The sequence below is a fragment of the Streptomyces sp. NPDC046805 genome (assembly GCF_040645355.1).
In the GTDB taxonomy this organism is placed as follows: Bacteria; Actinomycetota; Actinomycetes; order Streptomycetales; family Streptomycetaceae; genus Streptomyces.
The window spans coordinates 85,216-110,708 of record NZ_JBEYYC010000012.1 but is presented as its reverse complement, the minus strand read 5'-3'; the positions used below and the strand labels follow the sequence as shown (position 1 = coordinate 110,708).

The window sequence follows — 25,493 nt, the reverse complement described above, 5'->3', positions numbered from 1 at the left end:
CTCGCGCGCACTGCAGCGTGATCGAATAGGGCATGGCATCGTCCTGGACTGGTAGACGGGTACGCCTACGCGCGATCGAGCCCGACGACTGGACAGCGTTCACGCGTTTCGCCGACGATGACGGGCGGCCAGGGAGCCGGCTGGATCTACCGCGGTCCGCCGAGAGCTACCGTGCCTGGGCGAAGGAGCAAGCCCTTGCCAAGTGCGATGACGACCGCTTCCTGTTGGCAGTCGAAACGACGGCCACGGGAGAGCTGGTTGGCACAGTCGGCTCACATCGCACCGGCCGTCGTTCAGGCTGGTTCGAGATTGATGTCATGATCGGCGCTGACCACCGGCGCAAGGGCTACGCGGCAGAAGCCGTAGTGCTGCTGCTGCGCTTCATGTTCGCCGAGCGGCGCTATCACAAATGCCTGGCAGCGATCTTCGCCCACAACGAGGCATCGCTGGCGCTCTTTCGTCGGCTCGGCTTCACCGAGGAAGGGCGCTTGCGGGAACACGTTTTCTTCGCCGGCCGGCACCACGACCTCGTCATGATGCGCATGCTCGCCGACGAGTTCGACCAGCGACACACGATGAGCGAACCATGAGCCGGTCATCCAAGCGGGCGCGGAACGGCACTCGGACCTGATCAACGTTCACTGTTCGCGGGTGGAGGCTTCCTGTCACTCAAGGCAGAACTGCCCTCAGCTACGCGAGGTGGCACGCAGGCGCAAGCCGACCGTTGCGAGACCTTCGAGGGTGGTGACCTGGTAGCCGGGTTCCGGTCCGGGCGGCTCGCTCAAGTGGTAGCGGCGGGCGGTCTGCGCAGTCAGGAGGGTCAGCATCGCCATGGCCAGAGCGGCTCCCTCGCAGCCGTGCGGTCCGGTACCGAAGGAGAGGAAGACCCCGCGTTTCGCCGGCGAGCCCGAATCATCGAGCCAGCGCTCGGGCTGGAACTCGTCCGGCTCGGAATATTCCCGTGCGTCGCGGTGAGCAGTGTAGGGGCAGACGAGAACGGTGGACCCGGCGTCGATGGTGTAGTCGGCGAGTTGGGTCTGTCGCGTGGCGCGCCGGGTCAGTAGCCAGCTCGGGGGGTACAGCCGAAGCACCTCGTTCACCAGTGCCTGGGTGTATTGCAGGCTGTCGAGGTGGGTGCTGGTCGTCACGGCCGGGTCCGCGGGCAGCAAGGCGGCTTCGGCCGCGACGCGGCCCGCTGCCTGGGGGTGCCGAGCCAGGTGGAGCAGGATCCATCCGGCTGCCCGGGTAGGTGTCTCGAAGGTTGCGAGGGTGATTCCGGGGAGCGTGTCGAGGATGGCCTCTTCCGGCAGCAGTCCATGGCGGGAGGAGGGCCGGAGCATCTGTCCCAGCATGTCGTCACCGAGCCGGCCCGATGAACGGCGCCGGCCGACGATGGGCCGCAGAGCGTCGGTGAAGGCGACTTGCTGCCGTGTGCGGAACCGCCGTGCCGGTGTGGGGATCCAGCGCGGCCATACCCAGCGCGAGGGGCGTACGAGCGCCTCCCGGGCCAGGAAGAGCTGTGAGGCAAAGGGCAGCAGGGTGGGAGCGTCTTCGGAGAAGAGGTAGCGCACGCCGACCTCTGCCAGGGCCTGCCGGACCGGGGGCAGAATCTCGACGTCCTGGCCCGTGGGCCACTGGTCGGCAAACCGAGCGGTCCCGGGCGCAATCTCACCGATCCGTTCCGCAACCGCCTGCGGGCGCAGTCCGCGCATACGGGCGGCGTGAGCGTATGCACGCTCCTCAGGTGTCGGTGCTCCGCTCGACCGCTTCGGTGGCGGGAAGAGAGGCGCGGGTGCCTTGGGGAAGTCCTGCGCGCGACGCAGAACGGCTTCACACGGCCCGGCCGTAGCGGCTACGTAGACACCCGGCTCCAGCTGCCAGACGTCCCCGCACTCCTCAGCGCCACGGCGCGCCAGTGCGAGCCGGTCGCGGCTCCAGGCCGCGAAGCTGCCATCGGGCAGCCGCGGCGGCTCATTCATTCGGCCCATGAGATCGTCCCTGGCTCTCGTACCTGTCCAGGCCGATATCGTCGGCAGCGTGGCTGGGAGCCGGCGAGCGCCCGGGGGCGCCCGTCGGCAGTTCGGTCAGCCCCAGTCGCCGGCGTAGGCATCCCATTCGTGGGCGCCGTACGCACCGTAGTGGCGGGTGAAGGACAGCTTGCCGAGCAGCTTGGCGATCATGGTTCAACTCCTCTCGCGCCTGTCTTCAGCGCCAAAAGCCACATATCCCATGGTGCCACGCATGTCCCATATGTCATATGCAGAGCATCAGTTGTTTGCCCGGATATGGGGCGCGTGCTTGCGGGTCCGCAGCCGGCCAACATCGCCCTTTACTGGAGGGCGGTGCCGCCCCCGGCGACCACGCGTGGTGACACGGGGACCGACCGCGCCCGGGAACACTCGACACCTCAGCAGGTGAGCCCATCGACACCGGGGCCGTTTTCGGCGGACCTGATCTTGTCGGCGCTCACCCGCAGATCCCGCCAATCCTCGACAGCCAGCAGGGCGAATCGGATCGTCCGCACGAGACCACCCTGGCAACGCGTCAGGATGTCCCACACAGCCCCGGCCCCGCCGAGCCGAAGCTCGACGGGGCCGGGGCTGGGCTGCCCGGGTGTCCGGGCGCCTTGAGGAGACTCAGCCCTTGCGGGTCTTGATCTCCTCGGTGAGCTGCGGGACGACGTCGAAGAGGTCGCCGACGACGCCGTAGTCGACCAGGTCGAAGATCGGGGCCTCAGGGTCCTTGTTGACGGCCACGATCGTCTTCGAGGTCTGCATGCCGGCCCGGTGCTGAATGGCACCCGAGATGCCGTTGGCGATGTAGAGCTGCGGCGAGACCGACTTGCCGGTCTGGCCCACCTGGTTGGTGTGCGGGTACCAGCCCGCGTCCACCGCGGCACGCGAGGCACCGACGGCCGCACCGAGGGAGTCGGCGAGCGCCTCGATGATCGGGAAGTTTTCGGCGCCGTTGACGCCACGGCCACCGGAGACGACGATCGCGGCCTCGGTCAGCTCCGGACGGCCCGTCGACTCACGCGCCGTACGACCCGTGACCTTCGTGCCGGTCGCCTTGTCGGAGAAGGACACGGACAGGGGCTCGACCGCGCCCGCGGCCGGGGCGGCCTCGACGGCGGCGCTGTTCGGCTTGACCGTGATGACCGGCGTGCCCTTGGCGACACGGGACTTGGTGGTGAAGGACGCGGCGAACACCGACTGGGTGGCCACCGGGCCCTCCTCGCCGGCCTCCAGGTCGACGGCGTCGGTGATGATGCCGGAACCGATGCGCAGCGCCAGACGGGCGGCGATCTCCTTGCCCTCCGCGGAGGACGGGACCAGCACGGCGGCCGGGGACACGGCCTCGTAGGCGGCCTGCAGCGCGTCCACCTTCGGCACGACCAGGTAGTCGGCGTACTCGGACGCGTCGTGCGTGAGGACCTTCACCGCACCGTGCTCGGCCAGCGCGGCGGCGGTGTCGGCGGCACCGTTGCCCAGCGCGACCGCGACCGGCTCGCCGATACGACGGGCCAGGGTCAGCAGCTCCAGGGTGGGCTTGCGGACGGCACCGTCCACGTGGTCGACATAGACGAGGACTTCAGCCATGGGAATGCACTCCTGCGTGGATAAGTTGAGGGGCGGTCAGCGACTGCGGGGCCTTAGATGAACTTCTGGCCCGCGAGGAACTCAGCGAGCTGCTTGCCGCCCTCGCCCTCGTCCTTGACGATCGTGCCGGCCGTGCGGGCCGGGCGCTCGGCCGCGGAGTCGACCTTGGTCCAGGCACCCTCGAGGCCGACCTCCTCCGCCTCGATCTCCAGGTCGGACAGGTCCCAGGACTCCACCGGCTTCTTCTTGGCCGCCATGATGCCCTTGAACGACGGGTAACGCGCCTCGCCCGACTGGTCGGTGACCGACACGACGGCCGGGAGGGCCGCCTCGAGCTGCTCCGAGGCAGCGTCGCCGTCCCGGCGGCCCTTGACGACGCCGTCCTCGACGGAGACCTCGGACAGCTGGGTCACCTGCGGAACGCCCAGACGCTCGGCGAGGAGGGCGGGGACCACACCGGCGGTGCCGTCCGTGGACGCCATGCCGGAGACGACCAGGTCGAAGCCGGCCTTCTCGATCGCCTTCGCCAGCACCAGCGACGTACCGATGATGTCGGTGCCGTGCAGGTCGTCGTCCTCGACGTGGATGGCCTTGTCGGCGCCCATGGACAGCGCCTTGCGCAGCGCGTCCTTGGCGTCCTCGGGGCCGACGGTCAGGACGGTGACCTCGGCGTCGTCCGCGTCCTCCGCGATCTGCAGGGCCTGCTCGACCGCGTACTCGTCCAGCTCGGAGAGCAGACCGTCCACGTCATCGCGGTCGACGGTCAGGTCATCGGCGAAGTGCCGGTCGCCAGTGGCGTCGGGCACGTACTTCACAGTGACAACGATCCTCAAGCTCACGCCGGCTCTCCTACTGCATCGTCTTTTCCGGGCTGCCTCTTGCAGGCAGCATAGGCGCCTCAAGCGGCCGATCCCTGTCGGGGCGTCCGCACGCTCCCAACGGAATATTACTCGTCAGTACACCCAGTTCATTCCCGCTAAGCAAGCGCTTTGAACTGTGACCTTCGCAACGCAGCGTAACCGGAACTCGACCGCTTCGCAGTCCGGGAAGCAGTGATCAATCCCGCAGGCCGTTGAACCGACCCTGGTGATACAGCAGCGGCCTGCCGGTGCCCGCGGGGTCGCCCAGGACGACCTCGGCCAGCACGATGCGGTGGTCGCCGGCAGGGACCCGCTCCACGATCCTGCAGACCAGCCAGACCAGGACGTCGTCGAGTACGGGCACGCCCTCGGGCCCCTCGCGCCAGGCCGTCGGCGCACCGAAGCGGTCGGCGCCGCTGCGGGCGAACGTGGCGGCCAGCTCGTGCTGGTGCTCGCCGAGTATGTGCACGCCGACATGGTCGGACGTCGCCACCGCCGGCCAGCTGGAGGCACCGGTGCCGATGCCGAAGGAGAGCAGCGGGGGGTCGGCGGAGACGGAGCTGAGGGACGTGGCCGTGAAGCCGACCGGGCCGGAGGCGCCGCGGGCGGTGATCACCGCGACGCCCGCCGCGTGCCGCCGGAAGGCGGAGCGCAGCAGGTCGGGGGAGGCGAGCTGGGATGTGCCGAGTCCGGGGGTGCCGAGGTCGGGCGTGGCCGTCATGGAGTTGTCCTTCTGCGGGAGGCGACGAGCGGGAGTGTGGATGCTCAACAGCCCGGACAGCGCGCGCTCGCGGTGCGAGCGAGGTCGACATGGACCCGCGCGAAGAGAAGGAGTTCCGTACGCATGTGGTCAGGCTGACGATAGGTGGTGCGCACAGTCAAGTGCGTACCGGGATGTGGGAGATGACTCACCTTGATCGGATCGATCGGGCCGGCCGTCAGATCGCCTCTCCCAGCGCCGCGATGACATCGGCCTTGCGCGGCTGTCCGGCGGCGCGCCGCACCACCCGGCCGTCCGCGTCGAGGACCAGCACGGTGGGGGTCTTGAGGATGTCGAGCCGGCGTACGAGGTCCAGGTGGGCCTCGGCATCGATCTCGACGTGGGTCACGCCCGGGACCTGCCCGGCGACCTCGCCGAGGATGCGCCGGGTCGCCCGGCAGGGTGCGCAGAAGGCGCTGGAGAACTGCACGAGCGTGGCCCGCGCGCCGAGTTCACCGCCGAGTTCCGTAGCCTCGAGCCGCTTGCCGTCGTCCCGCCCGCGCACCCGCACCCTCCCGCTCCGCCGCTTGTGCAGCACTCCGTAGACACTCGCCGCCACGAGCACCGCCACGCACACCATCAGTCCGGTCATCACGTGTCCAAGCATTCACAAGACCGAAAAGATTCCCTCTCCCTGACGGGCTTGCACTGCGGAATGCTTGATTCATGGACATTGATGTGAGGGGGCCGCGCTTCGGGGCGGCCGTGACGACGGTCGTGCTGGCGGCGGTGCTGATCACCGGAAGCGCGTGGCTGCTGGCCTGGCAGACCCTGGCGTTCGCGATGGGCGCGGCCGGCGGCGTGGACCGGTCGCCGTACGGCTGGCTGTTCCGCAGGCTCGTACGGCCGCGGATCGGGCCGCCGACCCAGTTCGAGGCACCGCAGCCGCCGCGGTTCGCCCAGGCAGTGGGGCTCGTCTTCGCGGCACTCGGGCTGGTCGGGTTCACGCTGGGCCCGGACTGGCTGGGACTCGCGGCGACCGGGGCCGCGCTCGCCGCCGCCTTCCTGAACGCGGCGTTCGGGTACTGCCTGGGGTGCGAGATGTTCCTGCTGATCCGCCGGGCCACGGTCAGCGGGGAGTAGCGGGGGCTCGACGGGCCGGGGGAAGACACTTCGTCGGACCGGGAAACGATAGGCAGAACCGAAGGGGCGATAGGCCGACGTGACGAGGATCTCGCCGCCCCGGAGCGTCAGGACTGGCTCCCGGCTCGTTCTTCCGGCACGATCTGCGAGACGCCGTAAACCTACGGCTGCGTAACTTACCGCCGGGATCCCCCTCCCAGGCAGAGCAAGGAAGGGCCCACCCCGCCCATGGCAGAGCTGGTCTACCGTCCCGTCGTCGGTCTCGCCCTGACGCTGTTCAAGGCGTGGGACCTCAAGATCGACGTCAAGGGGTCGGAGAACATCCCGCGCTCCGGCGGCGCCGTGCTGGTGAGCAATCACATCAGCTATCTGGACTTCATCTTCAACGGACTGGCGGCCCTCCCGCAGAAGCGCCTGGTGCGCTTCATGGCGAAGGAGTCCGTCTTCCGGCACAAGATCTCCGGTCCCCTGATGCGCGGCATGAAGCACATCCCGGTGGACCGCAAGCAGGGCGAGAAGGCGTACGCGCACGCGCTGGACTCTCTCAGGTCCGGCGAGGTCGTCGGGGTGTTCCCGGAGGCCACGATCTCGCAGTCCTTCACGCTGAAGAGCTTCAAGTCCGGTGCCGTGCGCCTCGCCCAGGACGCGGGTGTGCCGCTCGTCCCCATGGCGGTCTGGGGCACGCAGCGGCTGTGGACCAAGGGCCAGCCGCGCAACTTCAAGCGCAGCCACACCCCGGTCACCGTCCGCGTCGGCGAGGCGATCGAGGCGTCCCGCGAGCAGTACGCGGGCGCGCTCACCCGTCGTCTGCGCGAGACCGTCCAGGAGCTCCTGGAGGCCGCCCAGCGCGCCTACCCCGCCCGTCCCAAGGACGCCGCCGACTCCTGGTGGCTCCCGGCCCACCTCGGTGGTACGGCTCCGACGCAGGAGGAGCTGCGCGCGGCCGAGGCGCGCTGACGCCGGCCTCTTCCGGCGCCGCGCGCCTACCGGGCGGCGCCCACGGAGATCCGCGCGCCGGGGCTGAACTTCTCCAGCAGCTCGGCGAGTTCGGCGCCCGCCGCCTCGACCTCGGCGACCGGCATCGGCGCGAGGCTCTCCAGCAGGAACAAGCCGCAGGTCGTCTGCTCGGTGAGGCGGGTGCGCGGACCCTGGCGCCAGTTCCAGCGGCGGCAGGTCACGCCCGTCTCGTCGCGCCACACCACCTCGCCCGCGTCGGGGTGTTCGACGGTCTCCTCGCCGCCGGCGACGGTCGCGAAGTCCTCGTCGCCGGCGGCCCGCACGAGCCGCATGCCGCCCTGGATGCGGTCGAGGTCCTCACCGCCGACCGGGATCAAGTGGGCGACGCTGATGGCGTTGTAGAGGTCGACGAGCACGTTGATCCGGGGCAGTCCGGCCCCTGACAGCGCCCGCTTGGCCAGCGCCTCCGCCGAGTTGCGGGTCCGCGACGGCTTGGAGCCGAACGCCGTGTACGTCTCGCGCCAGGCCGTCATGTGCGGGTCCTCGTGCGGTGCGCGTCCGTCCAGCCGTACGGCGAGACGGTGGGCCGCGTCGTCCAGCACCGCCGAACTCGCCTCGGTGCTCGCTCCGTTGACCAGGTCGTGCGCCTCGATCGCGACGTAGGTGAATCCGGGTGCGAGGGCGCGCACGTCGTCGGACACGGTGAGCGGGAGAGTCATCTGGCGTGGCCTCACGGTGTGGTGGGGGAGGGTCCCCCACCGTACTACCGCGCCATCTCCTCCTTCAGGGCCGCCACGAACGCGTCCACGTCCTCCTCGGTCGTGTCGAAGGAGCACATCCAGCGGACCTCGCCCGCGGCCTCGTTCCAGAAGTAGAACCGGAACCGCTGCTGCAGGCGCACGCTCACGTCGTGCGGGAGCTTGGCGAACACCCCGTTGGCCTGGACCGGTTGGAGGATCTCCACCCCGTGCACCGCGCGCACGCCCTCCGCGAGGCGCTGCGCCATCTCGTTGGCGTGGCGGGCGTTGCGCAGCCAGAGGTCCTTGGCGAGCAGGGCCTCCAACTGCACGGAGACGAAGCGCATCTTGGAGGCGAGTTGCATGGACATCTTGCGTATGTGCTTCATACGACGGACGGCGTCCTGGTTGAGGACGACGACCGCCTCGCCGAAGACCGCGCCGTTCTTCGTCCCGCCCAGCGAGAGGATGTCCACGCCGACCGCGTTGGTGAACGTCCGCATGGGGACGTCCAGCGACGCGGCGGCGTTGGAGATCCGGGAGCCGTCCACGTGCACCTTCATGCCGCGCGCGTGGGCGTGCTCGCAGATCGCGTGGATCTCGTCGGGCGTGTACAGCGTGCCGAGCTCCGTGCTCTGGGCGATCGAGACGGCCTGCGGCATGGCGCGGTGCTCGTCCTCCCAGCCCCATGCCTGCCGGTCGATGAGCTCGGGGGTGAGCTTGCCGTCCGGCGTGGGCACGGTGAGCAGCTTCAGGCCCGCCATGCGCTCGGGGGCGCCGCCCTCGTCCACGTTGATGTGCGCGGACTCGGCGCAGATCACCGCGCCCCAGCGGTCGGTGACCGCCTGGAGCGCGACGACGTTCGCACCGGTGCCGTTGAAGACCGGGAAGGCCTCCGCCGTGGCGCCGAAGTGGCTGCGGATGATCCGCTGGAGGTTCTCCGTGTAGGCGTCCTCGCCGTAGGCGACCTGGTGGCCGCCGTTGGCCAGGGCCAGGGCGGCGAGCACCTCGGGGTGCGCCCCGGCGTAGTTGTCACTGGCGAAACCGCGGACCTGCGGGTCGTGGTGGCGCCGCGCGTCGGTCTTGGGACGGTTCACGGCTTCTCGGTCAGCCACAGACGTTGTCCGTTCACTTCGGCGGCGGGCTGCATGAAGACGTCTTCGATGGCCGCAGCCAGGTCCTTGACGTCCGTGAAGCCCGCGAACTTCGCGTTGGGCCGCTCGGCGCGCATCGCGTCGTGCACCAACGCCTTCACCACCAGGATCGCAGCCGCGGAGGTCGGACCCTCGGCGCCCTCGGCCCTACCGGCCTTGCGGAAGTAGTCGGCCAGGGCCAGGGTCCATACCTCGGCGGCCGCCTTGGCGGCGGCGTACGCGGCGTTGCTCGCGGTGGGCTTGCTCGCGCCCGCGGCGCTGATCAGGACGTACCGGCCGCGCTCACTGCGCTGCAGTGCCTCGTGGAAGGCGAGGGAGGTGTGCTGCACGGTCTTGACGAGCAGCAGCTCCAGGAAGTCCCAGTCGTCGAGGCTGGTCTTGGTGAAGGTCTCGCTGCCGCGCCAGCCTCCGACCAGGTGCACGAGCCCGTCGACGCGGCCGAAGTCCTTCTCGATGTGGGTGGCCCAGTCGCGGGTGGACTGCAGGTCGAGCAGGTCCACCGTGTCGCCGGTGACGGTGGCGCCGCCGGAGGCGTAGCGCGCCGCGTCCACGGCCTCCGAGAGCCGCTCGGGGTCGTTGTCCGCCGCGACAACGGTCGCCCCGGCCTCGGCCAGCCTGAGCAGCGTCGCCCGGCCCGCGGGTCCGCCCGCGCCGGCCACCGCGATCACGGCACCGCTGAGCGCCCCGTTGCCGTTCCCCATGTTCTCCTCCTGAGCCGTGTCCGTGTCCGCGGTGTCGAGCGTGCTGTCCTTCACGCGGCGGCCCGCTCGGTGCCGTCCGCGGTGATGCCCTTCGTGGACGCAATCACATTCTTCAGCTTCTTGGACAGCGCCTCATAGAACATGCTCAGCGGAAACTCGTCCGGAAGCACGTCGTCCACGAGTTTGCGCGGCGGCAGGGTCACGTCCAGGGCGTCGGGGCCCTTGGCCCACTTCGAGCCCGGGTGCGGGGCGAGGTAGGTGGCGACGAGCTCGTACCCGGCGAACCAGTGCACCAGCTTGGGGCGGTCGATGCCGTCGCGGTAGAGCTTCTCGATCTCGCCGCACAGCTGGTTGGTGACCTGCGGGGCGCGCTCCCAGTCGATGGAGAGCTTGTTGTCGGTCCAGCGGACGACGTCGTGCTTGTGCAGGTAGGCGAAGAGCAACTGGCCGCCGAGGCCGTCGTAGTTGCGCACGCGCTCGCCGGTGACCGGGAAGCGGAACATGCGGTCGAAGAGCACCGCGTACTGCACGTCACGGGCCTGCGGGACGCCGTCCGCCGCCAGCTTCACGGCCTCCTTGAAGGCGGTGAGGTCGCAGCGCAGCTCCTCCAGGCCGTACATCCAGAACGGCTGGCGCTGCTTGATCATGAACGGGTCGAACGGCAGGTCGCCGTGGCTGTGGGTGCGGTCGTGGACCATGTCCCACAGGACGAAGGCCTCCTCGCAGCGCTTCTGGTCGTGGACCATCGCGGCGACGTCCTCGGGCAGCTCGAGGCCCAGGATGTCGACGGCGGCCTCGGTGACCCGGCGGAAGCGGGCGGCCTCGCGGTCGCAGAAGATGCCACCCCAGGAGAAACGTTCCGGCGCCTGGCGTACGGCGATGGTCTCGGGGAAGAGGACGGCGGAGTTGGTGTCGTAACCGGCCGTGAAGTCCTCGAACGTGATGCCGCAGAACAGCGGGTTGTCGAAGCGCGTGCGCTCCAGCTCGGCCAGCCAGTCGGGCCAGACCATGCGCAGCACGACCGCCTCGAGGTTGCGGTCGGGGTTGCCGTTCTGCGTGTACATCGGGAACACGACCAGGTGCTGCTGGCCGTCGGCGCGGCTCGCGGCGGGCTGGAAGGCGAGCAGCGAGTCCAGGAAGTCGGGCACCTGGAAGCCGCCCACGGCCCAGCGGCGCAGGTCCGTGACGAGAGCCGCGTGGTAGGCGGCGTCGTGCGGGAGCAGCGGCGACAGCTGCTCGACCGCGTCGATCACCCGGCGTACGGCCTCTTCGGCGTCGGCACGGTCCGGGGCGCCCTCGGCGTCGAAGCCGATCGACCCGTCCTCGGACTGCCATGGCCGGATCTGCTCCACGGCCTCCTTGAGCACGGGCCACGCCGGATGCTCGACCACCCTGACCAGGGAAGGAGCCTGCTCCCCCGCACCCCGCTGCACAAGAATTTCCGTCATGTCCCATCCTCCACGGGAGAACCTCGCGTAAGAACACCGTATGCATATGGGCTTTCTCTCAGCAAGAGGAGAAGCGGGAAATTGTCCTGTGTCACTGCCAGGTCACCGCTTTTTTTCCTGCCGGACACGGTCACGACGCGCGCTTCGGCGTCGGCGGCCGAGCGACGGGAGCCTCTGGGAGCGGGGCCCGCAGCGCATGGATCCGGCCGGTCAATCTCCGGAGGACTCGCCCACGCCCGGGTGACCGCCAACAGGCGTACCGGCCAGGTACGGTCGCTACCGTCAGAGCAAATCCCCGTGTAGGCGCGGGTTCATCGGCAGACCCGGCCATTAGGCTGCGACTCTGCCGCGTGGACAGCGACGTCCGTCCGTCGGTCCGCGCGCCCCCGCTCCCGGCTGCGCTCGGGCGGGGGACCCCCCGCCGCCGTCGACGGAAGCGAGTGGAAACCTTGAACTTCCTTACCATCGGTCACCGCGGAGTCATGGGCGTCGAGCCCGAGAACACCCTCCGTTCCTTCGCCGCCGCCCAGCAGGCCGGCCTCGACCTCATCGAACTCGATCTGCACCTGAGCAAGGACGGTGCCCTCGTCGTCATGCACGACGCGGAGGTGGACCGCACGACCGACGGCAGCGGCCCGATCGCCGAGAAGACCCTGGCCGAGCTGCGCATGCTGGACGCCGGCCGCGGCGAGCAAGTCCCGGTCTTCGAGGAGGTCCTGGACGCCGTGAAGGCACCGCTGCAGGCCGAGATCAAGGACGTGGCCGCGGCCCGCGCGCTCGCCGAGGTGATGCAGCGACGGGACCTGGTCTCGCGGGTGGAGGTGTCCTCGTTCCACGACGAGGCCATCGCCGAGATCGCCCGCCTGGTGCCGGGCGTCCGCACGGCACTCATCGCCAGCCGGTACGGAACGGACGTCGTGGAGCGCGCCACCGCCGCCGGCGCCGCGACCGTATGCCTGAACATCCGGCGGATCACCCTGGAGGTCGTCGAGTCCGCCCGCAAGGCGGACCTGCGGATCATCGGCTGGGTGGTGAACACCCAGGACCACCTGAGGCTGGTCCGGGCGCTGCAACTGGACGGCGCGACGACCGACTACCCGGAGATCAAGCGGACCGGCCGCTTCACGGCGTGAACCCGCACAGGCCCGGCCGCGGCCGCCCGAGCGTCACGCCGGCGGTCCTCACGCGAGCGGCTTGACCAGCAGCTCGAACCGCAGGTCGTCGCGCTGCGGAATACCGAAGCGCTCGTCGCCGTACGGGAAGGGTGTCATCCGTCCCGTACGGCGGTAGCCGCGGCGCTCGTACCAGGCGATGAGGTCCTCGCGCACGGAGATCACCGTCATGTGCATCTCGGTGACGCCCCAGGTCTCGCGGGCCTGCCGCTCCGCCTCCGCTATGACCACCTTGCCCAGGCCCGCGCCCTGCAGTGCGGGGCTGACGGCGAACATGCCGAAGTAGGCGTGCGCGCCTCGGTGTTCGAGCTGGCAGCAGGCGACCACCCGGCCGTCGCGCTCCACCGTCAGCAGCCGGCTGTCCGGCGACTTGATGACCTCCAGCACGCCCTCGGGATCGATCCGCTGCCCCTGGAGGATGTCCGCCTCCGTGGTCCATCCGGCCCGGCTGGCCTCTCCCCGGTACGCCGACTCGATCAGCGCGACCAGGACGTCCACGTCGGCGTCGACGGCGTCGCGGAAGGTCAGTGCGGTGGGGGCGGTGTCCATGGCCAGGGGGCTCCGATCTGTGGCGCGGCTCGGCACGGACGAGGTTAACGCTCCCACTAGGGTGCGGATGCATGGTGCACGTTCTCAGCAGCCGGTCCCTGCTCCGCCCCACCGACCCCGAGCGCTCCCGCGCCTTCTACGGCGAGCAGCTCGGTCTCGCCGTCTACCGCGAGTTCGGCACGGGCCCGGAGCGGGGCACCGTGTATTTCCTCGGCGGCGGTTTCCTGGAGGTCTCCGGGCGGTCGGACGTCCCGCCGTCCGCGGCCCTTCAGCTGTGGCTGCAGGTCGAGGACGCGGCCGCAGCGCACGAGGAGCTCACCGCGAAGGGCGTCGAGATCGTACGGCCGCCGGTGAAGGAGCCGTGGGGCCTGGTCGAGCTGTGGATCGCGGATCCGGACGGGACGCGGATCGTCCTGGTGGAGATCCCGGCCGATCATCCGCTGCGGTACCGGCCGGGGATCTAGAAGATCCAGGGGATCCGGGGGCGGCCGGGCGGACCGGCACCATGCGCCGATCAGGCTGCCATGCTCCGCCGAATGCTCCCTGTGTACCCCCTTGCGCGTGTGTGCGCGCCGTATGTCCCGGGCATCGCATCCGTCGACGGGATGGTCGAGAGGGGAGATGCGCGTGCACGGACCGGCTTCGCCCGGCTGGCTGTTGGTCGCGCTGTGCGCGGCGACCGGCGCCTACTGCGTGCTGCGGATGCGCAGCGGCGTCGAGGAGCAGCGGCGCGCCGCCGGCGGTGACGCGCTCATGGGCTTCGGCATGGCCGCGATGGCCGTGCCGGCGGCCGTGTTCACGCCACCGTCGTGGACGTGGCCGCTGTATGCGGCCGTGTTCGGCGCGGCCGCGCTGCGCGCCGTCTGGGCCGTGCGGCGCAGTCCGCACCATCTGCACCACCTGGTGGGAACCTTGGCGATGGTCTACATGGCGGTCGTGATGGCCGTCTCCCCCGGCTCCGGTCACCACGCCCATGGCGGCGGGGCCGGAGTGCCCCTGGTGACGGGGGTGTTGCTGCTCTACTTCACCGGCTATGTGCTGCTGACCGGGGTGCGTCTCGTCCCCGACGCCGTCGCGGACGGCGCCGCCGGCCTCGGCTGGGGTGACCGTCCGGAGCTGGCGCGCGCCTGCCGGCTGTCCATGGGGATCGGCATGGTGGCCATGCTGCTCACACTCTGAAACGTTTGCTTCGTCACATCGGCAGGGCGCCCCGTACCCGTGAACGGGCGGCCGATCATATGGTGTTGGCCATGATGGTCCCCGCGGCACTGCTGCTGCTCGGCGCCCTGACCGCTGTCGTCGCCCCTCGGTTGCTCGCGCGGGCCGACTGGCCGGACCGGGAACCCGTGGTCGCCCTGTGGGTGTGGCAGTGCGTCGTGGCGGCGGTGCTGCTGTGCTGCGCGTTGTCGATGACGCTCAGTGCGGCCGCGGCGTGGGAGGCGGTGCGCGGGCGCGTCTTCGGTCCGGCGCCGCGCGCGGTCGTGGACGCCTACGGCCTGGGTACGACCAGCCGCTGGGCGGCGACGACCGCGGTGGCTCTGGCGTGCGGCGGGCTGTGGAGCGCGGCGATGCTGGTCCGGGAGGTCGTACGGGCCCGGAACCGGCGCCGCCTGCGACGAGCCGAACTCCTCGAGCGCGCCCCGCGGTTGCCCGGTGAGGAGCCCGGAAGCGGCCGTCTGGTCGTACTGGAGGGCGAGCGGCCGGACGCCTGGTGGCTGTCCGGCGCCGCGCCTCAACTCGTCGTCACCACGGCCGCGTTGCAGCGCCTCAAGGGGCGGCGGCTGGACGCCCTCCTCGCCCACGAACAGGGCCACGCGCGGGCGCGGCACGATTGGCTGCTGCACTGCTCGGCGGCGCTGGCGGGCGGCTTCCCTCAGGTGCCGGTGTTCGCCGCGTTCCGCGACGAGATGCACCGGCTGGTCGAGTTGGCCGCCGACGACACGGCCTCCCGCCGCTTCGGCCGGCTGACCACGGCGCTCGCCCTGGTCGAACTCAACGAGGACCGGGGCGTGTTCGGCCCGGGGCCCACCCCGCAGGCCCACGTCCCGCAGCGTGTGCACCGCTTGCTCACTCCCCCGGACCGGCTGCCCGCGATGCACCGCCTGCGCCTGACGGCGGCGGCCGCGCTGGTGCCCGTGATCCCGGTGCTGGTGGCATGCGTGCCGGGGCTGCGAGCCCTGCGATAGGCGTCCGGTCGTCGTGAATCGCCGTATCCGCTTCGTTTCTCGCCCCTCGATGTTGGGCGAGGATCACGGCATGCCCCGCGCCTCCGTCGACGCCCCGTCCCGCCCGCCCGAGCACCGCGCCGCCGCCATCGTCGCGGCCGTTCTGACGGTGTGCTCCGCGCTGCTCCTCACGCTGGTCGCGATCAGATGGCATCCGCTGCTGTCCCTGGACGGCAGCATCGCCGGCACCACGCACCGCTGGGCGGTCGAGGACCACGGCCTCACGCATGCGGCCCGCATCCTGACGGACTGGGTCTGGGACCCGTTGACGATGCGCCTGGTGGCAGCGGCGGCGGCCGTGTGGCTGGTGTGGCGCCGGTCGGCCTGGTGGACGGCCGTATGGCTGGCAGCGACCTGTGCGCTGGGCACGCTGCTCCAGCAGTCGCTCAAGGCCGCGGTCGACCGCCCCCGCCCGGTCTGGCCGAACCCCGTCGACTCCGCCCACTACGCCGCCTTCCCCTCGGGTCATGCCATGACCGCCACGGTCGTCTGCGGCCTCCTGCTGTGGCTCCTGCACCACCTGGGCGCCGGGCGCGTCCTGTGGCGTACGGCCCTCGTCGTGGCGGTGGTCTCCGTGGCCGGGGTCGGCCTGACCCGGGTGTGGCTCGGCGTGCACTGGCCGTCGGACGTGGTCGGCGGGTGGCTGCTCGGGGCGCTGGTGGTGGCGGTGGCCGTGGTGACGTACGAGTGGGGGCTGAGCCGCGCGGCGCCCCTGGCCCACCGGACGCACCCGCGATGACGGACTGTCGCGTGCGAGCTGAGCCGACCGCACCTGTCCGCCGAACCGCCGCATGAAATGACGTACACCTGAAGCGACTTGCACTGCGGGCGGCTCCGGCTGAGGCAGGGCACCGGCACCGATACAGTCCCGCGCATGAGTGCCGTACTGTTCGACTTCTCCGGGACGCTCTTCCGCGTCGAGTCCACCGAGTCCTGGCTGCGCGCCGTGCTGGCCGACACCTCCCTCTCCTTGTCCGAGGCGGAGTTGACCGAGAAGGCACGGGCGCTGGACGCGGCCGGGGCACTGCCGGGCGGGGCGTGGCCGAGCGAGGTGCCCGAGGAGCTTGCCGAGGCCTGGGCGGTGCGCGACCAGAGCTCCGAGCTGCACCGGACGGCATACACCGGTCTGTCCCGCCGCGTGCCGCTGCCCGACCCGGGCCTGCACGACGCGCTGTACGAGCGGCACATGACCCCGGCGGCCTGGTCGCCGTACCCCGATGCCGCCAAGGTTCTGCACACACTGCACGAGCACGGTGTCGGCGTCGGCGTGGTGAGCAACATCGGGTGGGACCTGCGCCCGGTGTTCCGCGAACACGGCCTCGACGACTACGTGGACACCTATGTGCTGTCGTACGAGCACGGCATCCAGAAGCCCGACCCGCGGTTGTTCTCCTTCGCCTGCGAGGCGCTCGGCGCCGATCCGAAGGACGTACTGATGGTCGGTGACAGCCGGCCCGCGGACGGCGGGGCGGCGGCCCTGGGCTGCCGGGTGCACTTCGTGGATCACCTGCCGGTGGACGAACGGCCGGACGCGCTGCTGCCGGTGCTGGGGCTCGTAGGCTGACCCGGCTTCGATTCGCTTGCCGCGCCACGGAGTACGTCCCGCCGTGACGCAAGTTCCGGGCATGGAAACGCCGTTCGTCTGAGGCGCTCCCCCGCGCCGCCCCAGACGAACGGCAGCTCTGAACAGGCCGACCCCAAGGCCGACCCTGACGCGTTGAGTATAGTTGGCTGGCAACCAGTCAACGCAGGAGTTCCAGCATGTCCCCGCGCAGCGCCTCGGTCAATGAAGAGTTGCGCCGACGTTCCCGCGAGCGGCTCCTGCAGGCCGCTGTCGAGGTGGTCGGCGAGCGTGGATTCGAGGCGACGACGCTGGGCGCCATCGCGGACCGGGCGGGTTCGGCGCGTGGGCTGGTCTCGTACTACTTCCCCGGCAAGCGCCAGCTGGTGCAGTCCGCCGTGCACCGGCTGATGCACCGCACGCTGGAGGAGGCGCTGGAGCGCGAGCCGCGCACGGAGGACGGCAGGGAGCGGCTGGCCCGGGCCATCGACGCGATCCTGGGGCTGGCCCGGGACCAGCCCGTGCTCATGCGGCAGCACATGGCCGGGCTCCTCCAGGCCGAGGGTTTCGTGCAGTGCCCGGAGCAGCGGCGCCTGTCCGAGCTGCTCGGCGACACCGTCGCCCGATACGGCTCGCAGAACGTCGAGGCCGACTACCCCGTGCTGCGCGTGCTGCTGATGGGGGCGGTGTACGCGGCGCTCATCCCGGGGGTGGCGATGCCGGTTCCGGTGCTGCGGGCCGAGTTGTTCAAGCGTTACCGGCTCGACTGGGACATGGGCGTACCGCCTGACTCCGAGACGCATGACGAGGCGTGCGCGCAGGACCTCTCGCGGTTCTTCGCGACGAACGAGCGGCCGGAAACGGATGGGCGGCCGGATCGGCGATCGGATCAGCGTCCGGACTGACGGTGGGCGCAAGCGCACCGGGCGCGCCCGGTCACCGGCGTGCGTGACGAGGCGCCAGGAAGCCGGCGTCGCGCGCCTTGGAGATCAGCCTCAGTGACCTGCGGCGGCTGCATCCGGTCGCACACATCACCGCGAGGACGGGGTCGATGCCGTCCTCCTGGGCGGCGCGATACTCCTGCGCGACGAGCCGCCGTCCCTCGGCGCCCCGCGGCCACGCCGCGCGGGAGTGGCTCGTCCCGGCGGGCTCGGCGCCTTCGTCGCACCTCTGCGCATCACCGAACCCCTGCGCATCATCACGGTCGCCGTCGTCAGCGTGTCCCGCGCCGCCCTCGGCTGCCTCGCCGTCCCCGACCACCTCGCACCGATCCCCCACGCCCTCGCTCCCCGCCCGCACCCCGCACGCCTCGGACAGCGGTCCCTCGATCCAGTCGGCCAGCACCGTCAGATCGGCGAGGGAGAGGGCTGGCCGGGCGTTGACGTCCTCGATGGAGACGCGCCCTTCGGACAGCACGGCGAGCGCGACGACCCGGGCGCCGTCGGGAAAGGCCAGCCGCACCTGGAACCAGGAGGACGTGACGGACGTGCCGCCCTCGAGCTCCCGCACCTCCCAGGCGGGCCGGACGACCACCGCGGCATCCTCCGCGCGGCGGCCGGAAAGACCAAGAAAGGACGCTTCTGGCACACACGGAACGTAACCGCATCATCACATCCCCTTCGGGCGGACACGCACCCACGTCACTCCGCCGGACCCTGTCAGCAGGGCCCTCGCAGTGCGATGCTGGAGCTACCAGCGACCTCCCCTGATCGCCCAGGGTTAGGAGTCCCGCCGTGCTGCGTGTCGCCGTCGTCGGCTCCGGGCCGAGCGGGTGCTACACCGCCCAGAACCTGGTCCAGCAGGATCCCGACGTGCTCGTGGACGTCCTGGACCGGCTGCCGTGCCCGTACGGCCTGGTGCGTTACGGCGTGGCCCCGGACCACGAGAAGATCAAGTCGCTCCAGGGGAATCTGCGTACGGTCCTGGAGCACGACCGGGTGCGGTTCCTCGGCGGCGTCGAGGTCGCCGGCGGTGGTCCGCTGACCGTCGACCGGCTGCGGGACATGTACCACGCGGTCGTGTACTGCGTGGGGGCGGCCACGGACCGGCACCTCGGCATCCCGGGCGAGGATCTTCCGGGCAGCTGGTCGGCGACCGAGTTCGTGTCCTGGTACAGCGCGCACCCCGATGCCGTCGACGAGAAATTCCTGCGCGGGGTCGGGTCGGCGGTGGTCATCGGCATGGGCAACGTCGCGGTCGACGTGGCGCGGATGCTGGTGCGCGGTCCGGCGGAGCTGAGTCCGACCGACATGCCGCAGGAGGCGCTGAGCGCGATGGCGCAGAGCGGGGTGTCCGAGGTCCACATGGTGGGCCGGCGCGGCCCCTCGCAAGCCCGCTTCACCACGAAGGAGCTGCGCGAGCTGGGCAGCCTGCCCGACACCGACGTCATCGTGGATCCGGCGGAGTTGGCGATGGATCCGGCGTACGCCGACCCCTCCGCGCTGCCCGCGCCCCGGCGCCGGAACGTGGAGGTGCTGCGCGAGTGGGCGGCCCGGACGCCCAGCGACGCGGAGCGCCGGATCCTGCTGGACTTCTACCTGCGGCCGGTCGAGATCCTCGACGAGGGCGGGCGGGTCGGCGGCGTGCGATTCGAGCGGACGGCGCCGGACGGACACGGCGGTGTGACGGGCACCGGTGAATTCCATGACGTCGAGGCGCAGTTGGTCCTGCGGTCGGTGGGTTATCGCGGCGTACCGCTGGAGGGGCTGCCGTTCGACGCGGCGAGCGGCACGGTGCCGAACGCGGCGGGCCGCGTCCTGCGTGACGGTGCGGCGTCCCCGGGCGAGTACGTGGCCGGGTGGATCAAGCGCGGTCCGACGGGCGTCATCGGCAGCAACCGGCCGTGCGCCAAGGAGACGGTGACGTCACTCCTCGAGGACACACGCGAGCTCGCACGGAAGGACGTACCGGAGGATCCCGTCACGGCCCTGCGGGCCGCGGGGATCGAGCCGGTCGAGTGGACGGGGTGGCAGGCGATCGAGCGGGCGGAGGCGGACCTCGGGGCGCGGCTCGGTCGCGGCGTGGTCAAGCTGGCCGACTGGGACTCGCTGCTGACGGCGGCACGGACGACGAAGCCGTAGCGAGACAGGTCGACGACTCGCAGGTTTTTCAAGACCCTTACAGTCGCGTGCAGTTGTGCAGTCGATCCTTGGAGCCTCGCGCAGGTGATCCCTGCGGACTCGCGCTGTTCGGACCTTGCCGTCGCCCCGCCCCCTGGAGTGCCCATGACCACCACCGCCCCCGTCCATCCCGTCGACGAGGTGCCGCCCGTCCGGCAGTTGGCCGTCTTCGGGTTGCAGCACGTGCTCGCGATGTACGCAGGCGCCGTCGCCGTCCCGCTGATCGTGGGCAGTGCGATGAAGCTGTCGCCCGCGCAGCTGGCGTATCTGATCACCGCCGATCTGCTGGTGTGCGGCGTCGCCACGCTCATCCAGTGCGTCGGCTGCCGTTGGTTCGGTGCGCGGCTGCCGATCATGCAGGGGTGTACGTTCGCCGCGGTGTCCCCGATGGTGCTCATCGGTACGACGGACGGCGGACTGCCCGCGATCTACGGCTCCGTGATCGTCGCGGGCCTCGCGATCATGCTGCTGGCGCCGGTCTTCGGAAAGCTGCTGCGCTTCTTCCCGCCCCTGGTCACCGGCACGGTGATCCTGATCATCGGGGTCTCCCTGCTGCCGGTCGCGGCCAACTGGGCGGCGGGCGGCGTCGGCGCCAAGGACTTCGGCGCGCCGCGGAATCTGGCGCTCGCGGCCTTCGTGCTCGCGGTGGTGATCGGGGTGCAGCGGTTCGCGCCCGCGTTCCTGAGCCGGATCGCGGTGCTCGTGGGCATCGCCGTGGGGCTCGCGGTGGCCGTCCCCTTCGGGTTCACGGACTTCGGCGGGGTCGCGGACGCCGACTGGGTCGGGATCAGCACGCCGTTCCACTTCGGCGCGCCCGCCTTCCACGCCTCGGCGATCGCGTCGATGCTGGTGGTGGCGCTGGTGACCATGACGGAGACGACGGGTGACCTGATCGCGGTCGGCGAGCTGACCGGGCGGAAAACGGAACCGCGCTCCTTGGCCGACGGGCTGCGCGCCGACGGCCTGTCCACGGTCCTCGGCGGTGTGTTCAACACCTTCCCGTACACGGCGTACGCGCAGAACGTGGGTCTCGTCGGCATGACCCGGGTACGCAGCCGCTGGGTGGTCGCCGCGGCCGGCGGCATCCTCGTCCTGCTCGGTCTGCTGCCCAAGCTGGGCGCGGTGGTGGCGGCGATTCCGGCGCCGGTGCTGGGCGGTGCGGGCCTGGTGATGTTCGGGACGGTCGCGGCGAGCGGACTGCGGACGCTGGCCCAGGTCGACTTCAAGGGCAACAACAACCTGACGGTGGTGGCCGTCTCGGTGGCCGTCGGCATGCTGCCGGTCGGTGTGCCCACGGTGTACGAGAAGTTCCCGGACTGGTTCCAGACGGTGATGAACAGCGGTATCAGCGCGGGCTGTCTGACGGCCATCGTGCTGAACCTGCTGTTCAACCCCCTTGCCTCGACGGTCGGTTCAGCCGCGGCCGGCGAGCCGGGCGCGCTGCCGGTCGGCGGCGGCGAGGAGGACGTCGAGGAGTCCCGGGAAGAGATCGTCTAGATCGTCCCTGCGCAGGCCGCTCAGCTTTGCCGTGCCCCGGTAGACCTGCCGGATCACCCCGCTCTCGCGCAGCACCCGGAAGTGGTGGGTGGTCGTCGACTTGGTGACCGGCAGGTCGAAGTACGAACAGGAGAGCTCGCCGCCGTCGGCGGCGAGCTCGCGCACGATCTGCAGCCGCAGCGGGTCGGACAGCGCGTGCAGCACACCCTCGAGGCGGATTTCGTCGCGCTCGGGGTGCGGAAGCTCGCGGCTGGTCACGGCGGTCCTGGTCACGGCGGCTCACCTTCGTCGTCGGCTCGCCATTGTACGAGACTCCTCGTAGTTTGACATCTCCCGTACTACGACGTCTACCGTACGAGTCGACCGCCGCCGCGTGGCGGCGAACCTCCTGACGATGATTGGAGTCCGCCGTGAGTGCGCTCTTCGAGCCGTACAACCTGCGCGAAGTGACCATCCCCAACCGGGTCTGGATGCCTCCGATGTGCCAGTACTCGGCCGCCCCGGAGGGCCCGCTGGCCGGCGCTCCGAACGACTGGCACTTCGCCCACTACGGGGCGCGCGCGACCGGCGGCACCGGCCTGATCATCGTCGAGGCCACCGCGGTCTCCCCCGAGGGCCGGATCTCGCCGTACGACCTGGGCATCTGGAACGACACCCAGGTCGAGGCGTTCCGCCGGATCACGCGCTTCCTCGTCGCCCAGGGCGTGGTGCCCGCGATCCAGCTCGCCCACGGCGGCCGCAAGTCCTCGACCGAGCGCCCCTGGAAGGGCGGCGAGCCCGTCGGCCCGGAGGCGCACGGCTGGCAGCCGCTCGGACCGAGCCCGGTCGCGTTCGCCGACGGCCACCCGGTGCCGGACGAGCTGACGGTGGATCAGATCCGGGAGATCGTCGGCCAGTTCGTGGCCGCCGCGCGCCGCGCGCTCGACGCCGGGTTCGAGATCGCCGAGATCCACGGCGCCCACGGCTATCTGATCAACTCGTTCCTCTCCCCGCACTCCAACCACCGCACCGACGCCTACGGCGGCTCGTACGAGAACCGCACCCGCTTCGCCCTGGAGGTCGTCGACGCCGTACGGGAGGTGTGGCCGGACGACAAGCCGCTGTTCTTCCGCATCTCCGCGACCGACTGGCTAGAGGAGGGCGGCTGGACCCCGGACGACACCGTGCGCTTCGCGGGCGACCTGCACGCCCGCGGCATCGACCTCCTCGACGTCTCGACCGGCGGCAACGCCTCCGGCGTCCGCATCCCGACCGGCCCGGGCTACCAGGTCCCGTTCGCCGCGCGTGTGAAGGCCGAGACGCCGATGCCGGTCGCCGCCGTCGGCATGATCACCGACGCGGAGCAGGCGGAGAAGATCGTGGCCAACGGCGAGGCCGACGCGGTGCTGCTCGGGCGCGAGCTGCTGCGCAATCCGTCGTGGGCCCGCCATGCGGCGCGCGAGCTCGGCGACGAGGTGCGGGTGCCGGACCAGTACCTCCGGTCCGTCTGACACTCGGAGGCGTACCGGGGCGGCGCTGCGGCACGAGCACCGCGTCAGTCGCCCCGCCCCTGCCGTCCCGCCGCACCGGTGAGCTCCCGCTGGTAGGCGGCGTACGCGGCGCGCAAGTCGTCGCCCGGCCAGTCGGCGGGCAGGAGCGCGGCGGGCAGGACGGGGTCCGTGAGCAGGTGCCGTACGACCGCGGCGAAGGCGGTGAGGCGGTCGGCCGGGCAGTCGGTGCCGGTCACGTGGGCGAGCAGGGACCGCGCGGCGGCGGCCCAGCCGTCCAGCGGCCACAGGTGGGCCGCCAGCTCGCGGGGCGGCCGGTCGGGACGAGCGGTGTAGGACTGGGCCACGTGTTCCAGGTCCCGTGGCAGCGGGCGGCTCAGGTTGGCGGGCCGCAGCCAGACGCCCTCGCGGAGTTCGGCCAGCCGCAGGGCGGCCAACCGGGCGCGCAGCTCGGCGCGTTCGGCGGGACCCCGGCCCGTAGCCGTGATCACGACCATCTCCCAGTCGCCGTCCCACGCGCGTGTGCGGGGGTGCACCGCGTCGTCCTGGCGGCGCTGGCGGGCCAGCAGCCGCTCGCTGAGCCCGTAGACGGCGTCCGTGCGCCGCAGGTCGCCGGCGGCCACCATGCGGCTGAGCGCGGCCCGCAGGGTGGAGCCGCCGACGCCGAAGGGCTCCACCAGCCGGACGAGGTCCTTCACCGGAAGCTCCGGCGGATGGCTGCCCAGCAGCAGGCTCAACACGACGGACCGCGCGGACAGCGGCCGCAGATCGAGCTCGCCGCGCTGCTCTGACACGTTGATCCGCATGGCCACGACTGTACGTGCGCTCTCCACATCTCCTCTTGTTGCATCATTGCTACAGCCGTACGAAGAGTGCAACATGGCGGTATGGTCTCGACACCCGCGCCCGAACAGCCGCAGCCGCAGTACGCCACGCACGACGTCACCAACCAGGCCCCGCCCCTCGCCCCGTACGACGCGTCGGCCGACGCCGCCCTGATGGAGGGCCTGCTCCGGGAGGGCGCGGGCTGGGCGGAGGACGGCATCCGGCGGCTCGGCCTGCGGGCCGGCAGCGCCGAGGCACAGGAGTGGGGCGAGCAGGCCAACCGCTTCGAGCCGGAGCTGCGCACCCACGACCGGTACGGCAACCGGATCGACGAGGTCGACTTCCACCCGAGCTGGCACCACCTGATGCGGACCGCGGTCGCCGAGGGCCTCGCGGGCGCACCCTGGGCGGACGACCGTCCCGGCGCCCATGTCGCCCGCAGCGCGGGCGGGTTGGTGTGGGGGCACACGGAGGCCGGCCACGGCTGTCCGACGTCGATGACGTACGCGGCCGTACCCGCGCTGCGCGCCCAGCCGGAGCTCGCGAAGGTCTACGAACCGCTGCTGACCAGCCGGGAGTACGACCCCGGGCTGCGGGTGCCCACCGAGAAGCGCGGCCTGCTGGCCGGGATGGGCATGACCGAGAAGCAGGGCGGCTCCGATGTCCGGACGAACACCACCGCGGCCACGCCCACCACCGAGCCGGGCGTGTACACGCTGCGCGGGCACAAGTGGTTCACGTCGGCGCCGATGTGCGACGTGTTCCTGGTACTGGCCCAGGCCCCGGGCGGCCTGTCGTGCTTCCTGGTGCCGCGCGTCCTGCCCGACGGCAGCCGCAACACCTTCCGCATCCAGCGGCTCAAGGACAAGCTCGGCAACCGGTCCAACGCCTCCTGCGAACCGGAGTTCGACGGGACGGTCGCGTGGCTGGTCGGTCCCGAGGGGCGGGGTGTGAAGACCATCATCGAGATGGTCAACTGCACCCGCCTGGACTGCGTGATGTCCTCGGCGGCCCTGATGCGCAAGACGCTCGTCGAGGCGGGGCATCACGCGCGCCACCGCAGCGCGTTCGGGGCCCGGTTGGTCGACCAGCCGCTGATGCGCAACGTCCTCGCCGATCTGGCGCTGGAGTCGGAGGCCGCCACCACGCTCACGCTGCGACTGGCCGGAGCTGCGGACCGGGCGGTGCGCGGGGACGCCGGGGAGCAGACCTTCCGTCGGATCGCCACCGCCGTCGGCAAGTACTGGGTCACCAAGCGAGGCCCCGCCTTCACCGCGGAGGCCCTGGAATGCCTGGGCGGCAACGGCTACGTGGAGGAGTCGGGCATGCCCCGCCACTACCGGGAGGCCCCCCTGCTGTCGATCTGGGAGGGCTCGGGGAACGTCAACGCGCTCGACGTGCTGCGCGCGCTCGGCCGCGAACCCGCCACCGTGGAGGCCCTGTTCGCCGAACTCGCGGCGGCGCAGGGTGCGGACGCCCGGCTGGACGCGGCCGTGACGCGGCTGAAGGACCGGTTGACCGAGGCCGATCAGACGGGCGCGCGACGGCTGGTGGAGCTGATGGCCCTGACGCTCCAGGCCTCCCTCCTGGTCCGGTACGCGCCGACCGCGGTCGCCGACGCGTTCTGCGCGACCCGGCTGGGCGGCGACTGGGGGCACTCGTTCGGCACGCTGCCGGGCGGGGCCGACCTCGACGCGATCCTGGAGCGGGCGCTGCCGGACCACAACTGACCCCGGCCGTCGGGCCCCGCCGTTCGCGC

27 protein-coding genes are annotated in these 25,493 nt (G+C 71.1%); 14 read left to right on the top strand and 13 right to left on the bottom strand.

Features of this window, described 5'->3' with window-relative positions; translation table 11 throughout:
• Nucleotides 1-32 precede the first annotated feature (32 nt).
• Nucleotides 33-590 carry a GNAT family protein gene (locus tag ABZ910_RS15375; RefSeq protein ID WP_361364109.1) on the top strand — a complete coding sequence of 186 codons (558 nt, stop codon included), beginning with the start codon at nucleotides 33-35 and terminating at the stop codon, nucleotides 588-590.
• A gap of 96 nt (nucleotides 591-686) precedes the next feature.
• Here ABZ910_RS15375 and ABZ910_RS15370 read toward each other — a convergent pair whose 3' ends face one another.
• The 5 genes from ABZ910_RS15370 to ABZ910_RS15350 all read right to left on the bottom strand — a co-directional run bounded on the left by ABZ910_RS15370 (nucleotide 687) and on the right by ABZ910_RS15350 (nucleotide 5,811).
• On the bottom strand, nucleotides 687-1,712 hold the full coding sequence (locus tag ABZ910_RS15370) for a cytochrome P450 (protein ID WP_361364107.1): 1,026 nt from the start codon (nucleotides 1,710-1,712) through the stop codon (nucleotides 687-689).
• Nucleotides 1,713-2,636: 924 nt separating this feature from the next.
• Nucleotides 2,637-3,599: an electron transfer flavoprotein subunit alpha/FixB family protein gene (locus tag ABZ910_RS15365; protein WP_361364104.1), complete on the bottom strand. Its 963-nt coding sequence runs from the start codon at nucleotides 3,597-3,599 to the stop codon at nucleotides 2,637-2,639.
• A 53-nt stretch (nucleotides 3,600-3,652) separates the two neighbouring features.
• Nucleotides 3,653-4,438 (bottom strand): electron transfer flavoprotein subunit beta/FixA family protein, encoded by a 786-nt coding sequence (locus tag ABZ910_RS15360; RefSeq protein WP_361364101.1) that lies wholly within the window; start codon nucleotides 4,436-4,438, stop codon nucleotides 3,653-3,655.
• Between the two features lie 217 nt (nucleotides 4,439-4,655).
• The gene (locus tag ABZ910_RS15355) at nucleotides 4,656-5,180 is read right to left on the bottom strand and encodes a flavin reductase family protein (RefSeq protein WP_361364099.1); all 525 of its coding nucleotides are present in this window, start codon (nucleotides 5,178-5,180) and stop codon (nucleotides 4,656-4,658) included.
• Nucleotides 5,181-5,397: 217 nt separating this feature from the next.
• Nucleotides 5,398-5,811, bottom strand: coding sequence for a thioredoxin family protein (locus ABZ910_RS15350; protein WP_361364347.1), 414 nt, complete (start codon nucleotides 5,809-5,811; stop codon nucleotides 5,398-5,400).
• A 74-nt stretch (nucleotides 5,812-5,885) separates the two neighbouring features.
• Here ABZ910_RS15350 and ABZ910_RS15345 point away from each other — a divergent pair, with 74 nt between their 5' ends.
• Nucleotides 5,886-6,302: a DUF4395 domain-containing protein gene (locus tag ABZ910_RS15345; protein ID WP_361364096.1), complete on the top strand. Its 417-nt coding sequence runs from the start codon at nucleotides 5,886-5,888 to the stop codon at nucleotides 6,300-6,302.
• A gap of 228 nt (nucleotides 6,303-6,530) precedes the next feature.
• A complete protein-coding gene (locus ABZ910_RS15340; protein ID WP_361364094.1) occupies nucleotides 6,531-7,259 on the top strand; it encodes a lysophospholipid acyltransferase family protein in 729 nt (242 codons plus the stop codon).
• Nucleotides 7,260-7,285: 26 nt separating this feature from the next.
• On the opposite strand, the gene ABZ910_RS15335 is transcribed toward ABZ910_RS15340, so the two are convergent.
• From ABZ910_RS15335 to ABZ910_RS15320, 4 genes are read right to left on the bottom strand one after another with little or no spacing between them, the layout of a single operon-like run.
• On the bottom strand, nucleotides 7,286-7,978 hold the full coding sequence (locus ABZ910_RS15335) for a phenylalanine--tRNA ligase beta subunit-related protein (protein ID WP_361364091.1): 693 nt from the start codon (nucleotides 7,976-7,978) through the stop codon (nucleotides 7,286-7,288).
• 44 nt (nucleotides 7,979-8,022) lie between these two features.
• A complete protein-coding gene (locus ABZ910_RS15330) occupies nucleotides 8,023-9,093 on the bottom strand; it encodes a low specificity L-threonine aldolase (protein WP_361364088.1) in 1,071 nt (356 codons plus the stop codon).
• Entirely contained in the window at nucleotides 9,090-9,851 is a 762-nt protein-coding gene (locus tag ABZ910_RS15325) for an SDR family oxidoreductase (protein ID WP_361364344.1), read from the bottom strand. The genes ABZ910_RS15330 and ABZ910_RS15325 overlap by 4 nt, the downstream gene beginning before the upstream one ends.
• Nucleotides 9,852-9,901: 50 nt before the next feature.
• Nucleotides 9,902-11,299 (bottom strand): DUF6421 family protein, encoded by a 1,398-nt coding sequence (locus ABZ910_RS15320; RefSeq protein WP_361364086.1) that lies wholly within the window; start codon nucleotides 11,297-11,299, stop codon nucleotides 9,902-9,904.
• Nucleotides 11,300-11,748: 449 nt separating this feature from the next.
• Between ABZ910_RS15320 and ABZ910_RS15315 the strand changes: the two genes are divergently transcribed.
• Nucleotides 11,749-12,432, top strand: coding sequence for a glycerophosphodiester phosphodiesterase family protein (locus tag ABZ910_RS15315; protein WP_361364083.1), 684 nt, complete (start codon nucleotides 11,749-11,751; stop codon nucleotides 12,430-12,432).
• Between the two features lie 48 nt (nucleotides 12,433-12,480).
• Here the strand turns inward: ABZ910_RS15315 and ABZ910_RS15310 are convergent, their stop codons facing one another.
• The gene (locus ABZ910_RS15310) at nucleotides 12,481-13,020 is read right to left on the bottom strand and encodes a GNAT family N-acetyltransferase (protein ID WP_361364080.1); all 540 of its coding nucleotides are present in this window, start codon (nucleotides 13,018-13,020) and stop codon (nucleotides 12,481-12,483) included.
• 71 nt (nucleotides 13,021-13,091) lie between these two features.
• Between ABZ910_RS15310 and ABZ910_RS15305 the strand changes: the two genes are divergently transcribed.
• The 6 genes from ABZ910_RS15305 to ABZ910_RS15280 all read left to right on the top strand — a co-directional run bounded on the left by ABZ910_RS15305 (nucleotide 13,092) and on the right by ABZ910_RS15280 (nucleotide 17,711).
• Nucleotides 13,092-13,484, top strand: a complete 393-nt coding sequence (locus ABZ910_RS15305) for a VOC family protein (protein WP_361364077.1) — start codon at nucleotides 13,092-13,094, stop codon at nucleotides 13,482-13,484.
• A 163-nt stretch (nucleotides 13,485-13,647) separates the two neighbouring features.
• On the top strand, nucleotides 13,648-14,199 hold the full coding sequence (locus ABZ910_RS15300) for a DUF5134 domain-containing protein (protein ID WP_361364075.1): 552 nt from the start codon (nucleotides 13,648-13,650) through the stop codon (nucleotides 14,197-14,199).
• Nucleotides 14,200-14,270: 71 nt separating this feature from the next.
• Complete coding sequence (locus ABZ910_RS15295; RefSeq protein WP_361364072.1) at nucleotides 14,271-15,206, top strand: M56 family metallopeptidase; 936 nt, start codon at nucleotides 14,271-14,273, stop codon at nucleotides 15,204-15,206.
• Between the two features lie 70 nt (nucleotides 15,207-15,276).
• A complete protein-coding gene (locus ABZ910_RS15290) occupies nucleotides 15,277-15,984 on the top strand; it encodes a phosphatase PAP2 family protein (protein ID WP_361364069.1) in 708 nt (235 codons plus the stop codon).
• Between the two features lie 135 nt (nucleotides 15,985-16,119).
• Complete coding sequence (locus tag ABZ910_RS15285) at nucleotides 16,120-16,809, top strand: HAD-IA family hydrolase (RefSeq protein ID WP_361364066.1); 690 nt, start codon at nucleotides 16,120-16,122, stop codon at nucleotides 16,807-16,809.
• A 197-nt stretch (nucleotides 16,810-17,006) separates the two neighbouring features.
• Nucleotides 17,007-17,711 carry a helix-turn-helix domain-containing protein gene (locus ABZ910_RS15280; RefSeq protein ID WP_361364063.1) on the top strand — a complete coding sequence of 235 codons (705 nt, stop codon included), beginning with the start codon at nucleotides 17,007-17,009 and terminating at the stop codon, nucleotides 17,709-17,711.
• Nucleotides 17,712-17,742: 31 nt separating this feature from the next.
• Here the strand turns inward: ABZ910_RS15280 and ABZ910_RS15275 are convergent, their stop codons facing one another.
• Nucleotides 17,743-18,339 (bottom strand): DUF6214 family protein, encoded by a 597-nt coding sequence (locus ABZ910_RS15275; RefSeq protein WP_361364060.1) that lies wholly within the window; start codon nucleotides 18,337-18,339, stop codon nucleotides 17,743-17,745.
• Between the two features lie 200 nt (nucleotides 18,340-18,539).
• Here ABZ910_RS15275 and ABZ910_RS15270 point away from each other — a divergent pair, with 200 nt between their 5' ends.
• A complete protein-coding gene (locus tag ABZ910_RS15270; RefSeq protein ID WP_361364057.1) occupies nucleotides 18,540-19,886 on the top strand; it encodes an FAD-dependent oxidoreductase in 1,347 nt (448 codons plus the stop codon).
• A gap of 144 nt (nucleotides 19,887-20,030) precedes the next feature.
• A complete protein-coding gene (locus ABZ910_RS15265) occupies nucleotides 20,031-21,422 on the top strand; it encodes a nucleobase:cation symporter-2 family protein (RefSeq protein ID WP_361364054.1) in 1,392 nt (463 codons plus the stop codon).
• Here the strand turns inward: ABZ910_RS15265 and ABZ910_RS15260 are convergent.
• Nucleotides 21,339-21,695: a helix-turn-helix transcriptional regulator gene (locus tag ABZ910_RS15260; protein ID WP_361364051.1), complete on the bottom strand. Its 357-nt coding sequence runs from the start codon at nucleotides 21,693-21,695 to the stop codon at nucleotides 21,339-21,341. The two genes, ABZ910_RS15265 and ABZ910_RS15260, sit on opposite strands and share 84 nt — an antisense overlap.
• A gap of 137 nt (nucleotides 21,696-21,832) precedes the next feature.
• On the opposite strand from ABZ910_RS15260, the gene ABZ910_RS15255 reads away from it, so the two are divergent.
• Nucleotides 21,833-22,912, top strand: a complete 1,080-nt coding sequence (locus tag ABZ910_RS15255; RefSeq protein ID WP_361364048.1) for an NADH:flavin oxidoreductase/NADH oxidase — start codon at nucleotides 21,833-21,835, stop codon at nucleotides 22,910-22,912.
• A 44-nt stretch (nucleotides 22,913-22,956) separates the two neighbouring features.
• On the opposite strand, the gene ABZ910_RS15250 is transcribed toward ABZ910_RS15255, so the two are convergent.
• Nucleotides 22,957-23,715 (bottom strand): PaaX family transcriptional regulator C-terminal domain-containing protein, encoded by a 759-nt coding sequence (locus ABZ910_RS15250; protein WP_361364045.1) that lies wholly within the window; start codon nucleotides 23,713-23,715, stop codon nucleotides 22,957-22,959.
• A gap of 81 nt (nucleotides 23,716-23,796) precedes the next feature.
• On the opposite strand from ABZ910_RS15250, the gene ABZ910_RS15245 reads away from it, so the two are divergent.
• Nucleotides 23,797-25,464: an acyl-CoA dehydrogenase family protein gene (locus ABZ910_RS15245; protein WP_361364043.1), complete on the top strand. Its 1,668-nt coding sequence runs from the start codon at nucleotides 23,797-23,799 to the stop codon at nucleotides 25,462-25,464.
• Nucleotides 25,465-25,493 lie beyond the last annotated feature (29 nt).

Excerpts from the sequence above, each read along its gene's own strand:
- ABZ910_RS15375 (WP_361364109.1), top strand. The coding sequence starts at position 33 with ATGGCATCGTCCTGGACTGGTAGACGGGTACGCCTACGCGCGATCGAG.
- ABZ910_RS15370 (WP_361364107.1), bottom strand. The coding sequence starts at position 1,712 with ATGCGCGGACTGCGCCCGCAGGCGGTTGCGGAACGGATCGGTGAGATT.
- ABZ910_RS15365 (WP_361364104.1), bottom strand. The coding sequence starts at position 3,599 with ATGGCTGAAGTCCTCGTCTATGTCGACCACGTGGACGGTGCCGTCCGC.
- ABZ910_RS15355 (WP_361364099.1), bottom strand. The coding sequence starts at position 5,180 with ATGACGGCCACGCCCGACCTCGGCACCCCCGGACTCGGCACATCCCAG.
- ABZ910_RS15350 (WP_361364347.1), bottom strand. The coding sequence starts at position 5,811 with ATGACCGGACTGATGGTGTGCGTGGCGGTGCTCGTGGCGGCGAGTGTC.
- ABZ910_RS15345 (WP_361364096.1), top strand. The coding sequence starts at position 5,886 with ATGGACATTGATGTGAGGGGGCCGCGCTTCGGGGCGGCCGTGACGACG.
- ABZ910_RS15340 (WP_361364094.1), top strand. The coding sequence starts at position 6,531 with ATGGCAGAGCTGGTCTACCGTCCCGTCGTCGGTCTCGCCCTGACGCTG.
- ABZ910_RS15335 (WP_361364091.1), bottom strand. The coding sequence starts at position 7,978 with ATGACTCTCCCGCTCACCGTGTCCGACGACGTGCGCGCCCTCGCACCC.
- ABZ910_RS15325 (WP_361364344.1), bottom strand. The coding sequence starts at position 9,851 with ATGGGGAACGGCAACGGGGCGCTCAGCGGTGCCGTGATCGCGGTGGCC.
- ABZ910_RS15320 (WP_361364086.1), bottom strand. The coding sequence starts at position 11,299 with ATGACGGAAATTCTTGTGCAGCGGGGTGCGGGGGAGCAGGCTCCTTCC.
- ABZ910_RS15310 (WP_361364080.1), bottom strand. The coding sequence starts at position 13,020 with ATGGACACCGCCCCCACCGCACTGACCTTCCGCGACGCCGTCGACGCC.
- ABZ910_RS15305 (WP_361364077.1), top strand. The coding sequence starts at position 13,092 with ATGGTGCACGTTCTCAGCAGCCGGTCCCTGCTCCGCCCCACCGACCCC.
- ABZ910_RS15295 (WP_361364072.1), top strand. The coding sequence starts at position 14,271 with ATGATGGTCCCCGCGGCACTGCTGCTGCTCGGCGCCCTGACCGCTGTC.
- ABZ910_RS15290 (WP_361364069.1), top strand. The coding sequence starts at position 15,277 with ATGCCCCGCGCCTCCGTCGACGCCCCGTCCCGCCCGCCCGAGCACCGC.
- ABZ910_RS15285 (WP_361364066.1), top strand. The coding sequence starts at position 16,120 with ATGAGTGCCGTACTGTTCGACTTCTCCGGGACGCTCTTCCGCGTCGAG.
- ABZ910_RS15280 (WP_361364063.1), top strand. The coding sequence starts at position 17,007 with ATGTCCCCGCGCAGCGCCTCGGTCAATGAAGAGTTGCGCCGACGTTCC.
- ABZ910_RS15265 (WP_361364054.1), top strand. The coding sequence starts at position 20,031 with ATGACCACCACCGCCCCCGTCCATCCCGTCGACGAGGTGCCGCCCGTC.
- ABZ910_RS15250 (WP_361364045.1), bottom strand. The coding sequence starts at position 23,715 with ATGCGGATCAACGTGTCAGAGCAGCGCGGCGAGCTCGATCTGCGGCCG.
- ABZ910_RS15245 (WP_361364043.1), top strand. The coding sequence starts at position 23,797 with ATGGTCTCGACACCCGCGCCCGAACAGCCGCAGCCGCAGTACGCCACG.